General features: G+C 29.3%; 14 protein-coding genes and 2 pseudogenes. 5 read left to right on the top strand and 11 right to left on the bottom strand.

The window, feature by feature from the left end; translation table 11 throughout:
* Positions 1-284, bottom strand: a pseudogene (locus ACP5GV_RS02100) (hypothetical protein); the annotation flags it as partial.
* Between the two features lie 278 nt (positions 285-562).
* Here ACP5GV_RS02100 and ACP5GV_RS02095 point away from each other — a divergent pair.
* Complete coding sequence (locus ACP5GV_RS02095) at positions 563-1,339, top strand: CBS domain-containing protein (RefSeq protein WP_428068313.1); 777 nt, start codon at positions 563-565, stop codon at positions 1,337-1,339.
* 118 nt (positions 1,340-1,457) lie between these two features.
* Positions 1,458-4,124: pseudogene (locus ACP5GV_RS02090) on the top strand (ATP-dependent helicase); the annotation flags it as partial.
* A gap of 102 nt (positions 4,125-4,226) precedes the next feature.
* Here ACP5GV_RS02090 and ACP5GV_RS02085 read toward each other — a convergent pair.
* From ACP5GV_RS02085 to ACP5GV_RS02075, 3 genes are all read right to left on the bottom strand, one after another.
* The gene (locus tag ACP5GV_RS02085) at positions 4,227-5,639 is read right to left on the bottom strand and encodes a hypothetical protein (RefSeq protein ID WP_428068311.1); all 1,413 of its coding nucleotides are present in this window, start codon (positions 5,637-5,639) and stop codon (positions 4,227-4,229) included.
* Positions 5,640-5,650: 11 nt separating this feature from the next.
* Positions 5,651-6,379, bottom strand: coding sequence for an ABC transporter ATP-binding protein (locus ACP5GV_RS02080; RefSeq protein WP_428068309.1), 729 nt, complete (start codon positions 6,377-6,379; stop codon positions 5,651-5,653).
* Positions 6,380-6,486: 107 nt separating this feature from the next.
* Positions 6,487-7,194: a creatininase family protein gene (locus ACP5GV_RS02075; protein ID WP_428089649.1), complete on the bottom strand. Its 708-nt coding sequence runs from the start codon at positions 7,192-7,194 to the stop codon at positions 6,487-6,489.
* A 104-nt stretch (positions 7,195-7,298) separates the two neighbouring features.
* Between ACP5GV_RS02075 and ACP5GV_RS02070 the strand changes: the two genes are divergently transcribed.
* Positions 7,299-8,171, top strand: a complete 873-nt coding sequence (locus ACP5GV_RS02070) for a fumarylacetoacetate hydrolase family protein (protein ID WP_428101996.1) — start codon at positions 7,299-7,301, stop codon at positions 8,169-8,171.
* Here the strand turns inward: ACP5GV_RS02070 and ACP5GV_RS02065 are convergent, their stop codons facing one another.
* Both ACP5GV_RS02065 and ACP5GV_RS02060 read right to left on the bottom strand, forming a co-directional pair.
* Positions 8,172-8,846 (bottom strand): DedA family protein, encoded by a 675-nt coding sequence (locus ACP5GV_RS02065; protein WP_428068303.1) that lies wholly within the window; start codon positions 8,844-8,846, stop codon positions 8,172-8,174.
* A 19-nt stretch (positions 8,847-8,865) separates the two neighbouring features.
* Positions 8,866-9,396 carry a hypothetical protein gene (locus ACP5GV_RS02060; RefSeq protein ID WP_428089651.1) on the bottom strand — a complete coding sequence of 177 codons (531 nt, stop codon included), beginning with the start codon at positions 9,394-9,396 and terminating at the stop codon, positions 8,866-8,868.
* Positions 9,397-9,520: 124 nt separating this feature from the next.
* Here ACP5GV_RS02060 and ACP5GV_RS02055 point away from each other — a divergent pair, with 124 nt between their 5' ends.
* Both ACP5GV_RS02055 and ACP5GV_RS02050 read left to right on the top strand, forming a co-directional pair.
* Positions 9,521-9,820, top strand: a complete 300-nt coding sequence (locus ACP5GV_RS02055; RefSeq protein WP_428068299.1) for a hypothetical protein — start codon at positions 9,521-9,523, stop codon at positions 9,818-9,820.
* Positions 9,810-10,418 carry a lysine exporter LysO family protein gene (locus ACP5GV_RS02050; protein WP_428101993.1) on the top strand — a complete coding sequence of 203 codons (609 nt, stop codon included), beginning with the start codon at positions 9,810-9,812 and terminating at the stop codon, positions 10,416-10,418. The genes ACP5GV_RS02055 and ACP5GV_RS02050 overlap by 11 nt, the downstream gene beginning before the upstream one ends.
* On the opposite strand, the gene ACP5GV_RS02045 is transcribed toward ACP5GV_RS02050, so the two are convergent.
* From ACP5GV_RS02045 to ACP5GV_RS02025, 5 genes are all read right to left on the bottom strand, one after another.
* Positions 10,405-11,205, bottom strand: coding sequence for a hypothetical protein (locus ACP5GV_RS02045; protein ID WP_428068295.1), 801 nt, complete (start codon positions 11,203-11,205; stop codon positions 10,405-10,407). The two genes, ACP5GV_RS02050 and ACP5GV_RS02045, sit on opposite strands and share 14 nt — an antisense overlap.
* Positions 11,206-11,216: 11 nt before the next feature.
* On the bottom strand, positions 11,217-11,690 hold the full coding sequence (locus ACP5GV_RS02040) for a deoxyuridine 5'-triphosphate nucleotidohydrolase (protein ID WP_428089658.1): 474 nt from the start codon (positions 11,688-11,690) through the stop codon (positions 11,217-11,219).
* A 51-nt stretch (positions 11,691-11,741) separates the two neighbouring features.
* On the bottom strand, positions 11,742-11,951 hold the full coding sequence (locus ACP5GV_RS02035; protein WP_292320280.1) for a CDGSH iron-sulfur domain-containing protein: 210 nt from the start codon (positions 11,949-11,951) through the stop codon (positions 11,742-11,744).
* Positions 11,952-12,032: 81 nt separating this feature from the next.
* Positions 12,033-12,416, bottom strand: coding sequence for a DUF1634 domain-containing protein (locus tag ACP5GV_RS02030; protein ID WP_428068291.1), 384 nt, complete (start codon positions 12,414-12,416; stop codon positions 12,033-12,035).
* Between the two features lie 5 nt (positions 12,417-12,421).
* Positions 12,422-13,279, bottom strand: coding sequence for a sulfite exporter TauE/SafE family protein (locus ACP5GV_RS02025; protein WP_428089663.1), 858 nt, complete (start codon positions 13,277-13,279; stop codon positions 12,422-12,424).
* Positions 13,280-13,406 lie beyond the last annotated feature (127 nt).

Below are 13,406 nucleotides of genomic sequence, written 5' to 3'. Positions count from 1 at the left end.
CTTTCCTTTAACTCCTTAACCTCTTCCCATAACTTGTTCTGACTTTCCTTTAACTCCTTAACCTCTTCCCATAACTTGTTCTGACTTTCCTTTAACTCCTTAACCTCTTCCCATAACTTTCTTATTTCTAATAATATCATTTCCTGGTTTTTTTCAAGAGTATCAAGTCTCTTTATTATTTCAGTTAGGCCCAATGCTCCCAATAAAGAGTATCTAAACTCTTCATCAGTCTCAATTGATTTTAAAATTTTTAATTTCTCTTCTTTAGATAACATATCTGACAATGCTAATCACTATCAATTTTTATTAATTATTCAAGGCTTATAAATTTTATACTAATTACATTTTATTTTTATAAAAACACAGATAAGTGAATTTGTTATGTTTAATAACGAAACTATTCACATTTATTATAGATATTAAGGCTTATAATTTCAAAAATTATGTAATAATTATTAAAAAATGTTGATAAAAACTAAATAAATCATGTATCTATAGAAAAATTCTGTAAAGTTTCTTAATATTTATAATTATTGCTTGGCATTAAATAATGGGTGTGAGGTTGTCAATAAATGAAAGCATTTATGAGATAGCATCAAAACCATTAATTTCTATAGACATTAATGAATATGTATCAAACGCTGTAAACTTTATGTATGAAAGAGGGCTGAGAAGGTTAGCAGTTAAGCAGGGAGATCAAATAGTAGGAATTTTTAATTTAACATCTTTATTGAAAATACTATTAGAAGGATCGAATCCTTCTAATTTAACACTTTCTTCTATTGAACTGGAATCGCCTATCTATGTTACTAAAACAACACCAATAAAAGAAGCTATAGATATTATGAATCAAAAAGATATAACCTCAGTTTTGGTAGGAGATCCAGAAAGGATTTATGGGATACTAACGACTCATGATATAATCTATATTATTTCTTCAATTCATCCTGAAATAGGAGTTCAGGATATTTTAGACAAAGAATATCCAGTAATAGAAATAAATGATAGCAAAATGATAGATGCCGTTGATAATATTATAAATAAACACAAAAGTGGAGTATTAGTTGTTAACAAAAATAATTATGTTGGTACTATAACCATGAGAGATATAATAAAAATATACTCAGATATGGGATTAGAAGGCTTAGAAGTTAATCTGGTAGATATACCTATAGATGAAGGTGCATATGGTAGCATTGGTTTATCTTTATCAGATCTTGCATCCATAATGTATAATAAGGGATCAGACGTTATAGCAATTTTTTGCTCCCATAAATTATGCGGAGGAATCGATGATCTAATGTTGACTAGATACTTTAAAAAAATTATAGAAGGATAATAATTTTAAGTTTTTGTTTATTTTAATAAAGCAATAACGAAAACATAGTTCAATGATTATAATCATAATCTATACTTATTTTTATAAGATGAATTAGCTAAAAAGGTTTAATGTATACGTTAAGTATGAGGAATTTAACATGGAAGATGAGGAAATACTAAATCTGCTAAGACCATATGTTAGAGAATGGTTTACTAATAAATTCGGACAATTTACAGATCCTCAAAGATACGCTATTCCATATATCAAACAAGGTAAAAATGTTTTGGTTTCAAGTCCTACAGGTACTGGAAAAACATTATCAGTTTTTTTAGCAATTATTGATGATTTGTTTCAGATGAGCGAAAAAGGAGAACTACAAAATCAAATATATGCTATCTACATAAGCCCTCTAAGGGCGTTAGATAATGATATGGAAAAAAACCTGTTAATTCCGTTAAAGGAGATTTATCAAATAGCAAGTCAAGAAAGTTATAATATAAGCGAAATAAATGTAGGTGTTAGGACAAGCGATACTCCATCAAATATAAAACAGAAAATGCTAAGATCGCCTCCTCATATATTGATAACAACACCAGAATCATTAAGTATCAGCCTATCTGCTCCTAAATTTAAAGAGAGACTTTCTACCGCAAAATGGGTTATCGTTGATGAGATTCATGAAATAGCATCAAGCAAAAGGGGGGCACATCTTTCACTGAGTCTTGAAAGGTTGGAATATTTGGTCAAAAACAAAACTGGAAGAAGTATTCAAAGAATAGGACTTTCAGCAACAATATCACCTTTAGAAGAAGTAGCAAAATATTTAGGGGGTTATGAAGATGGAAAGCCTAGAGAAGTAGAGATAGTAGATGCGAGGTTTTCTAAACCTTTTGATATAAGAGTCATAACTCCAAAAACAGATTTAATTCATGGAAGTGCTGAAGAAATTAATAATGAAATATACGAAACCCTAGCAAATCTTGTTAAGAATTCTAAAACGACTTTAATTTTCACTAATACTAGAAGTGCAACGGAAAGGGTTTCATATAAACTAAAGAAATTGCTTGCAAGCAGAAAAATGTTAGATTTAGATGAAATTGAAGCCCATCATAGTAGCCTTTCCAGGGACGTGAGACTTAATGTAGAAGAAAAATTAAAGAAAGGTCAACTTAGAGTAGTTGTTTCTAGTACGAGCCTTGAATTAGGAATTGATATAGGTTATATTGATTTGGTTGTTTTACTTAGCAGTCCAAAGAGTGTAAGCAGGTTATTGCAAAGAATAGGTAGAGCAGGACATCATATAACTCAAATTAGTAAAGGTAGGATTATAGTTGTTGATAGAGATGACTTAGTTGAGTGCACTGTTTTAGCAAAAAGTGCCTTAGATAGGCAAATTGATAATGTTAGAATTCCCATGAATCCTTTAGATGTTTTAGCTCAACAATTGGTAGGCATGTCCATAGATCAAAAATGGAGTTTGGACGATGCATATGAATTAATAAAAAGGTCATATAATTATAACTCATTAACCATGGAGGAATTTATGTCAGTAATTAATTATTTATCAGGAAAGTATGGTTTAGAAAATGAAAAAGTATTTCCCAAGATATGGTATGATGAAAATGAAAACTTGTTTGGTAGGAAGAAAGGAGCAAGAATGATATATCAACTAAACACAGGCACTATACCTGATGAGGCAAAGGTAAGAGTTATGACTACAGATGGAAAGTATGTTGGGAATTTGGAAGAAGAGTTTGTTGAAATATTAGAAGAAGGAGATATTTTTATACTTGGAGGAAAAACATATAGGTTTCTAAAAAGTAAAGGTATGGAAATTAAGGTTGAAAGCGCTGAAGGAAAAAAGCCTACTGTTCCTGAGTGGTTTAGTGAGATGTTGCCATTAAGTTTTGATAGCGCTTTAAAGGTAGGAGAATTTAGGGAAAAAATAGGAAACTTTTTAGTTAATAAAAAAGTTAGTGATGCTAAAAAAGTTTTGATAGAAAATTATTTATTAGAAGAGCATGCTGCCAATGAGGTAATCAGGTATATTTGGGAAGAACTTGCTTATGTAGGTATAGTTCCTGGAAATAAAAACATATTAATTGAATATTTTAGAGATGAAGATGGATGGAATATAGTATTTCACATGCTTTTTGGCAGAAGGGCAAATGATGCATTATCAAGAGCTTATGCAAGTGTATTATCAAATGAATTAGGATTGCCTGTTAAAATAACTGTAACAGATAATGGTTTCATGCTTTCATATCAGGCTATCGAAAAGACTAAAGAACCGGATTATAAAATGATAGAGGGATTAATAAAAGATATAAATAAAAATAATTTCAGGGATGTATTAGAAAATGCAATAAAGAGAACTGAAATGATGAGAAGAAGGTTTAGACATGTTGCTCAAAGAAGCTTCATGATACTAAGAAGATATAAGGGATGGGAAAGAAGTCCTGAAAGAATGCAACTCAATGCACAAAAGCTTCTTGAATTACTTTTAGAAGAGATGCCAGATTTGCCAATAATTAAGGAGACTTTGAGGGAAATCTTAGAAGATTATATGGACATAAAGGCAGCAACAAAAGTATTAGAATGGATTGAAAATAATGATGTCAAAATTCATATAAAAGGTCCTTTACCATATCCATCACCATTCGCTCATAGTATTGTTGCTAAAGGATTTAGCGATGTTGTTTTAATGGAGGATAGAAGAAAGCTAATTTCATTGCTCCATGACAAAATAATGGAGCTAATAAGTTCATCAAATCTAGCGTCTAATATTGATGGTTCCCAATAAAATTGTTAACCCCCCGGTTAACGCTTATACAATTTTTATATAATTTATTTAAAATAATATCAAGTAGACTCGAATTTAAAAAGGTGGAAATTATTAATATAATTACGTATAACCATTTTCAACCAATGAAAAAGCTGCGTCTCTCCACATTTTCTTATTAACAAAACAAACCATAGATACAATAAACAGTACTAATGATATTATTAAACCCCATAACATATTGAATGATGATATTACGGATATTATTATAACTGCGTATATTGGTATAGCAAAAAACATTTGCCTTCCTCTCATTTGAGCTGGCATAACCCCTTCTTCCTTTATTTGTGGAATTATGTTAAACTTTGAAACTATATAAAATGAAATTATAAGAATTGATGGGAAGGCTATAGCTAATGAAGGTACCTGAGACAGGGCTGCTTTTCCGCCAACAAAATATAGCAGAGCATTGGCTAAAATTAAGGGCAGAGTTACTATAAAAGTTGCAATAGTCTTTGAAAGGCTTAGATGCGATAAGTATTCTCCCGGATCTATTGATGTAAATGCTAGCCATGGTCTTTCATTAGCTATTGAAGATTGTGTAAAGCTATAGAAAAATGAAATTGAGAATATAGTTATAACAATAGAAGCTGTTTGTGCATATGCTAAAAATAGCTTCCAAACAACTATATAATAAATAGCTGATAATATTGATATATAAATTAATAAAGTCCTAAGTTTAATTCTATTGGAGAAATATTTAATCCCATATCCCATTCCACCGCTTCTTCCAGATATCGTTATATACATAATGTTAAGATAATAAAGCGCTTTAAGTCTTGAATATTTGTTAAACCTCAATGAATCTTTAAATTCTGCATTGCCTTCTTTGGATATTGATCTTTGATATTCTAGGCTAACGCTAGCTAATTTTCTAACGGTGAATGCCATAGATATTATGGTTGTTGGGAACAAGATTATAATTCCATATAATGGATATCCAAAAAATATTGCTGTGGGTGTAAGTTTAAAGCCAAAGTAGGGCGATATTCCCCATATAGCTAATAAAATAGCTATTATAGCTCTTTTTGTTGTTTGTAGATCTCCAACGTATGTGCTAAGTGAAGTTATAAAAAGAATAAAAAGTATAAATGAAACTATAATTTCCCATAAATTTAATCCAAGAAATGGCAAATAAAATCCTACAAAAGCGATTATTGCTGTGCCTAAAACTATTATTTGCGCAATGAATAAAGATATTATTAATTGAGATTTTTTTATGGGAAGCATAAATAAATAATCTCTATCAGATTTTAAAACAGCTAAACCTCCTGAAAATGAAGAGAATGCCATAAAAAATGTTGCGTATGCAACAGCATAATATGAAGGTATTTTTGTTTCAATTTTAATACCCGATTTCATAATTTCTAGTCCTGTAAATATTGAATACAAGATAACTACTAATAAAATCGCGAGCATAGTATTTGATACTCTAGTTTTTATTACAAATTTTAACAATTTAAAGAAGTTGCTCATCTTATCACCGTCTAAAGATTATTTGTCATTAGTCTTGCTACTACTTTTTCTATTGGTTCACCTTCGTTGGCCATGCTTTTGAGTTCCTCGAATGATCCATTCCATATAACGGTTCCTTTTGATATCATTATTATTTTATCTGTTAATCTCCCTGCGACAGCCATTATATGAGTCGAAACAAGCATTGTACTGCCCATCTTATTAAGTAAAGATATCACTTCTTCTTGTGTTGGTATATCTAAGTAGTTTAATGGTTCATCAAGCAATAAGACCTTAGGTCTGTGTATTAAAGCTAAAGCTATGGCAAGTTTCTGTAGGTTCCCCCTTGACAATTTTGACACTTTTGCTCTCTCATATTCCCTTAAACCTAAATTATCAAGCATTTCTTCTACTCTATTATCTAGGTCTTCTATATCTCTTAATGCTCCTATATATTCTAAGTTTTCTCTAACAGATAAATTCCTATAAGGCGTCGCATCTTCTGGCAAATATCCGATTATTTTTTTGGAATTAAGATCTGTCAAAGGATCCATACCATAAATCTTAATTTCTCCTTTATCTGGTTTCAATATTCCTGCTATTAACTTTAAAGTAGTAGATTTACCAGCGCCGTTAGGGCCAAGTAAGGCATACTTTTCTCCGTCAGGTATATTAAATGTAATACCTCTTAGAGCAGGATAATTTCCATATAATTTTACTACATTGTTTAAGTATATGGCATCGTTACTTTTTAGTTCCATTTTTAACACCTAATGATTTCATTTTTCTAAATATATTTTAATAATGTGCATTTTTAAATATTTACAAAGATTTTAATTGTTTATTTAATTAACTTTTATTTTCGACGCTATAATATAAATGAACCACTTTCTTCATTCACAAAATTTAATGCTTTAATTATTTCTTCTTTTATTTTTAAGATTATGTCATCATGGTTAAGGTTTATTTCATTTATTTCTTGAGTTTTTGATTCTTCTTTAGGACCACTAACGATTATTTTTGCGTTACCATTATATAGATCTATTTTGCCATTGCATTCTGATTCCTCTATATTTATATTTAATGCCTTAGCAATACTTTTTTCCACGTTACCTGCATGGCCTATATTTATATTTAACACCTTCCAATAATTTATTAATAATATAATAGTTTCTGAATTATTTGAGATCCATTCCCTTAATACGCTTTCTAATATATAAGAATTACCTCCGTGTCCATTTAAAAAAACTATTTTTTTACCTCCAAATTTAGCTATTGAATTTAAAATAGATTTTATGATTCCAGAAAAAGTTTCCATATCTAGTGTAATTGTACCTTTAGCATTATACCATTCTGGAGAAAATCCATAATAAATAGTAGGCATTATTATTACATCATTCATTACCTTGCAAAGATCTGATGCTATTTTGCTAATAATAATAGAATCAAGTCCCAGTGGTAAACCGCAATGTTGTTCAATGCTACCAATTGGAATTACAAATATATGATTTTTGTATTTGCTAATATCATCTGATTTTAAATATATGTATTCTATGCATTTTTTTGTCTCAGCCATTTTTATCACTATATTTTTATTGGTTGTCAGCAATTAATTTTTTTAGTATTCTTTTTCAACAATATTTAAAATTAATTAAGTTAAAACATAAATGGGGAATAGTTATGGATAGCATAAAAATTGGCAATGTTTTAATTCAGGGTAATCAAGAACTTGCGATATTTCATGATGGATATTTTTATAGAGCAGAAAAAAATGATAACAGTAAACTATATATAAGAAATTTTTATACTAATCTTCCCCAATCTTTAGAATATTTAATTAGAAACATCGATCAATTTAATATTAAAACGGAATATACAATTAATTCTGTTTTACAACCTCCCAACCCTTATCCTAGCAAAATAGTTGGTATTGGAAAAAATTATGTTGCACATGCAAAAGAGATGAAAGGAAGTTTAAAACCAGCATTTTTCTTAAAAGCGCCAAGTGCATTAATTGGATCAAATTCTAATATTGTAATTCCAGATTTCATTAAGAAACCAGATTATGAAGGAGAAGTAGTAATATTAATTGGCAAAAAAGTTAAAAACGCAAACATAAACGAGGCTAAGGAATCAATAATAGGATACAGTTCCGGAAATGATGTTACAGCTAGGGACCTTCAATATGGAGAAAATAATAATGAGTGTTTGCCATGGAGTCAAGCAAAAAGTCTAGATACCTTTTCACCTATAGGGCCATACATTAAAATTATACAAGACTACAGCGAGATGGAAAATATATGTGTAACAACGAAACTTAATGGAGAAACTGTTCAGCACGGATGTCCATCAGATATGTATTATGATTATGCAAATATAGTTGTTGAAGTATCAAAACTTATGACATTATATCCGGGTGATTTAATATTTACTGGAACTCCTCCTGGAGTAGGTCATGCTAAGGGATATTATATAAGAAATGGGGATTATATAGAAATTAGTGTTACCGGTTTAGATCCTTTAAGAAACAAAGTGCTAAGGCAAAATATTTAGTTATTTTAAATATTTTATTAAATAATAGATACCAATTATTAGAGTCAATGAACTTATTACATAATCGAATTTTAGAATTAATGATTTGTTTGACCCAAAGTAAAATCCAATTAAAGTCAGAGAAAGGTTCCATGGTATTGAACCAAGCAAAGTATATAGACCAAATTTATATAAATTCATTTTAGAAAAACCGGCTGGTAATGAAATTACAGATCTAATAGCAGGCATTATTCTACCAAAAAATATTATGGAATTTCCGTATTTGCTAAATAGATCATCAGATAGTTTTACATACTTTATATTTAACTTAAAATATTTAACAACAAAATTAATAAAAGGTGACCTAATATATATACCTATATAATATAGAATTAATGAACCTATTAAATTTCCTAGAGTGCCATATATGATTATAATATATAGATTAAATGCGCCATTTCTAGCTAGAATTCCTGCAAGAGGCATAACTATTTCGCTTGGTATAGGTATTAGCGCACTTTCGGCAGCCATCAAAATTAATATTCCCAAATAGCCAATTTTGTTTAATATTTTGAGGCTAACGTTAAGCATAATTTGAGTTAAATTGCCACCTAACAAAAAATGATAAGATAAAATAAAAATAGTTAAGAGAATAAAAACTATAGATATTATTAGGTTTTCTTTTTCTTTGCTCAAGCAATTTTACACCAAATTTTTATTGTTTAATTTGGGTTATCTTTTTTACTAATTGGCATTTCTTAGCTACCATAATTAAAGGCAAATTAGATGGTATTATGAGTTCGTCTACAACTTTTATCGATCTTACTTTATTAATAAAAGTAGTCGCATCTACATCAGAAGAGAATGATAATTTTTTTATATTGGAGAATATAATTGGTTTTTCAGCATTTTCTAGATCTTGTTTAGTTACATTTAATTCATTTATGTTGTTTACTAAGTCAAATTCAGCAATACTAGAAATCAATTGTTTAAATGCATCAAATGGACCTTTAATTATATTTGTTCCTGTTTTGCTTGCTTTTTCGCCTATTTTTTTACCTATATCTTTACCAGCTTCTAAAGTCACTAAGAATTGGCTCATTGCCTGGTTCATTAAGTCTCCAACTGTAGTGCCCATCTCCTTAGCAGCTTTCGAAAAGCTTTCATAAAGATCTTCATTTAAACCTCTAATCGTATAGGTTTTTTCTTGCTTTTTCACCTCATTATTTTGATTTTCTTCTGACATATTTGTCATCCTAGTATTACATGTATAGCAGAGTTTATAAGTTTATCTCGAAACTTGTGAAACTATTTGAGTTTATAAAAAAGTTTAAAATTCATATATTAATATAAACATAGGAGTGATACAAATGATTTCGGATATTATACTATATTCATTTCTAATATTAGGGATAGCTTTAGGAATATTAATGAATATAAGCAAAAAATTTGGGAAAAAATCATCTAAGGCGTTAAACATGCTTGTAATGATTTCTATTTTAGATCTAATATTTTTTATGGCTATCACAGCTGGTGAGTTCATATCAAGGTATTTATCTGGAGGAGAAAGTTTATCATTAATTTATTCAATAATTTTATATTCATTTTTGCCAAGTATTATAGGTGTATTGATAGCATTTATTTTATTGGGTGGAAAAAATGGAAAATAGGTTTAAGGAATTTATCCCTCCGTTAAGTGTATTTGCTATAGGTTTACTAATAGGTTTATTTATTAAGCTCCCTATGAATTATGTGGAAGATATTGCAGTATATTGGCTATATATATTACTAGGATTAATAGGAGTTGTTGTTGGTATTTCGGCTAGAGATATTTTAAAGACAGCAATAAAAGGAATAAAAAATGGTATTTTATTGACTATATCAGTTTTTATTGGTGATGTAATATCAGGTTTTATAATATCTTTTATATTGAAGCAGAGTCTGAATTATGCATTATCCATATCAATTGGGTCAGGCTGGTATTCTTTAATTGGGCCCTTTATTTCAATCTATAACCCTTATTATGGAGTTATAGGGTTTGTATCTAATTTGCTAAGAGAAGCATATACCTTATCTTTGTTTCCAGTTTTTTATTCGATTTTTGGAATCCCATCTATAGCTATGGGAGGAGCAACTACAATGGATACATCGTTAGGAATTATAATAAAGTATTCTGGTGTTAAAAATAGTTCCTCGGCATTAATGCAAGGCTTAATTATTACGATTGTCTTACCTTTTGTCTTACCTTTTTTAATCACAATTCATTAATTTTATATTTTATATCTCCAACTTCTTTAATGATGTTTTCAAATTGTTTCTGAGCCATATTATATGAATCTAAAATATTTAGCTTTTCATACAAATGATAATATGATATCAAACCAGTAATTATATCTCCTGCACCAGTTCTATCCTTGACTAAGTTTCCTTCAGGTTTTATTTCAATTTTTTTATTCCTGGAAATAATAATAGTATTTTCCATCCCCATGGTATATATAAGAGTCGCATTTCCTATTTCAATATTTTTAATTTCATTTAGAGGTAAATCGTCATTAGATAAATGAATTAAGTCTACGTTATTTATTGGAATCAATTTTATCCAATTTTTAAGTGACCTAGTATATCCTTGCGGATCTAAGGTTATAGGCCTATAAAGTTCTTTTATGTAATCAGGCGGAATTTCATTAAATATAGGAGATATTATTAATAAGTCATATCTTGTTTCAGATACCTTATTTTTTAGGTCACTGATGTCTATAGTTTTAATTTCCCCAATGAAATTTGTTATTCTATAATTATTGTTGTATTTATGATAAAAAACTGCTCCTTTTACATCTTGAAAAGTCCCTAGAGTTTTTATATCATACATCTCTTGTATTTTTACTGTTTTTCTAGTTTCATGCCCTATAGGTCCATAAAAATATACATTGCAATTCATTTTTCTTAAAGCAAAACCTATATATAAAGGTGGCCCTCCTGCGCATAGTTTTTCAGTATTATCTACATTGATAATGTCAATTGTAGGCGATGATATTATTAATGCTCTGCAAACCATTTACTATCACTTCACAGATTCTCATTATTATATATTCCGTTATATGTTTTGTCAGGTTCATTTTTTAATTTTATAAATGTTATTTGTGCAATTCTTGCATATCTTTCTATTTTTATTCCGTTATCATTAATAACATTTAATAAAGCTTCCCCTCTTCCAACATATCCCGGATCCCACAAAGCACAAATAATAGATGCTCCCATACGTAATAAACTACTCCTAGGAAAACAAACACCTATAGCATCCTTTGGAATTTCTACAGCATCATAAAATCTTATTTTATAACCCCCTTTATTTAATAAATATATATTATTTATAGGCGTAACTTCTTCAAAGTCGGGCAATATTCTCTCGTTATTTCCTAGAAATCCACTGTTTAAAAATTTAAACACTTTGTCTAGTTTTAAATCGATACCAGCAGGTTGTATTTGCTCTTCTTCTATTCCTTTAATAAATTTTGAAATCTCTTTTCCTGTGTATGCCATTTTAGCACCAATAAAAAAGTGATTTATGGTGTAAAAATTTATTTATGAAATTTAATAATAGAATGATACTATCTTTACTCTATTGTTAGATTCATCATACAAATATATTTTTCCTGGTTCTTCATCCTGTGTTTTTTTATGAGTTCCATCACAATATGGTTTATTCTTTGAAAGACCACATCCACATATATGTATTTCCTTACCATTATCTAACTTTATAGCATAAGGATGATCTCTCTCATGCATTACTATTCTAGCCATATTATATCACCAAATATTAGAAATTACCTTAAATTTTTAAGAAAGAATATATATAGTTACTTTAGATCAGCTTATAAGTTATCATTTTATAATCTGTGGAATTATAAATATTGCGAACATTAAGTTGAAAAAGACTATTATTGTTATAATTGTATATAGGTAGTCTTTTTCTCTAGCAAACTGCAGTATACCTATAAATACTCTCAATACTGGTGTAGCAATTAGTATTATTAACCCTAATAATATTAAGTCTACGCCGTTAAGGCTTTCAATCCCTGAATAAATAGTACTGAATTTAATTGTTTTTGTGTTTACATTAGATTGAGGATTTACTAATTGATTTAAAGTATAAGGTCCTGCCCCGTTATGAATTAAAATTAAGGCAAATCCAAATATTATTAATATTGCAGAAATTATAACACCTATCCTTAAAGTCCATCCAATAACATCTTCGAATTCTACCATTTTTATCACCTTATTATTCCTAATCCCCTTAATATCATTTCAACTCCAAGGAATAACAAAATAAATGTAAATACATATCTAATGGTTTTGTTTTTCATTCCAGGTAATACTTTTGTTCCTGCAAAAGCTCCTAAAAGCACTCCTAGAGCTGTTATACCTGCTATTATTGGTTGAATGTAGCCATACATCCAATATATTGAGCTACCAGTAGCTGCTGTAACTCCTATCATAAAATTACTTGTTGTTGTACTAACTTTCATAGGCAAGTTCATGGCCCAATCCATACCCAAAACCTTTAAAGCACCTGAACCAATACCTAATAACCCAGATATTAATCCAGCTATAAACATAATTATTTCCCCGAGCCACCATCTAACTCCGTAATACTTAACATGCTGATTTAGCGCTTGGTCATAGTATTCTCCATGAAGTTTAAATATCTTCGTTGTTATATCAGGTTTTGATTCTTTTGGGATTTCAAATTTTGATCTTTCAAGCTGGAAATATATTTGAATTAGTAATACTATACCAAAAACTATGTATATGGCTGATGCTAAATGATGGCTATAAACCCAAGCTGCTATCAAAGATCCAACTATTGCGCCTCCAGATGTGGCTACTTCTAATCCCATGCCTATTTTTACATTAGTTATCCTATCCTTAACATAAGCGCTTCCAGCACCACTTGATGTTGCTATAGTAGAAATGAGGCTGGCACCTGTTGCATAAATTATTGGAACTCCTAAATATAACGTATATATTGGAACTAGAAAAGTACCACCTCCTAATCCAACTAATGAACCAAGGAATCCTGATATTATGCTTGCTATGGCAAGCAAAGCAAAATATATTAATTCCATCATTAATTGTTTGCACCTCTACCTATTTAGCTTTTATTAGAAGAATTTAAAAAATTAAATGATCAGTTTATTAATAGAGTTAATTATATATCTTTTAAGAGATATATTTTTAATTATTTTTATATTTAGT

This window comes from Caldisphaera sp. (assembly GCF_049974385.1).
In the GTDB taxonomy this organism is placed as follows: domain Archaea; phylum Thermoproteota; class Thermoprotei_A; order Sulfolobales; family Acidilobaceae; genus Caldisphaera.
The sequence above is the reverse complement of the archived record's forward strand: the minus strand, read 5'-3'. Positions and strand labels throughout refer to the sequence as shown.

Bases quoted from the DNA above. Each gene is read 5' to 3' on its own strand.
- ACP5GV_RS02080 (WP_428068309.1), bottom strand. From the start codon at position 6,379: ATGGAACTAAAAAGTAACGATGCCATATACTTAAACAATGTAGTAAAA.
- ACP5GV_RS02070 (WP_428101996.1), top strand. From the start codon at position 7,299: ATGGATAGCATAAAAATTGGCAATGTTTTAATTCAGGGTAATCAAGAA.
- ACP5GV_RS02025 (WP_428089663.1), bottom strand. From the start codon at position 13,279: ATGATGGAATTAATATATTTTGCTTTGCTTGCCATAGCAAGCATAATA.
- ACP5GV_RS02055 (WP_428068299.1), top strand. From the start codon at position 9,521: ATGATTTCGGATATTATACTATATTCATTTCTAATATTAGGGATAGCT.
- ACP5GV_RS02045 (WP_428068295.1), bottom strand. From the start codon at position 11,205: ATGGTTTGCAGAGCATTAATAATATCATCGCCTACAATTGACATTATC.
- ACP5GV_RS02040 (WP_428089658.1), bottom strand. From the start codon at position 11,690: ATGGCATACACAGGAAAAGAGATTTCAAAATTTATTAAAGGAATAGAA.
- ACP5GV_RS02060 (WP_428089651.1), bottom strand. From the start codon at position 9,396: ATGTCAGAAGAAAATCAAAATAATGAGGTGAAAAAGCAAGAAAAAACC.
- ACP5GV_RS02030 (WP_428068291.1), bottom strand. From the start codon at position 12,416: ATGGTAGAATTCGAAGATGTTATTGGATGGACTTTAAGGATAGGTGTT.
- ACP5GV_RS02085 (WP_428068311.1), bottom strand. From the start codon at position 5,639: ATGAGCAACTTCTTTAAATTGTTAAAATTTGTAATAAAAACTAGAGTA.
- ACP5GV_RS02075 (WP_428089649.1), bottom strand. From the start codon at position 7,194: ATGGCTGAGACAAAAAAATGCATAGAATACATATATTTAAAATCAGAT.
- ACP5GV_RS02035 (WP_292320280.1), bottom strand. From the start codon at position 11,951: ATGGCTAGAATAGTAATGCATGAGAGAGATCATCCTTATGCTATAAAG.
- ACP5GV_RS02050 (WP_428101993.1), top strand. From the start codon at position 9,810: ATGGAAAATAGGTTTAAGGAATTTATCCCTCCGTTAAGTGTATTTGCT.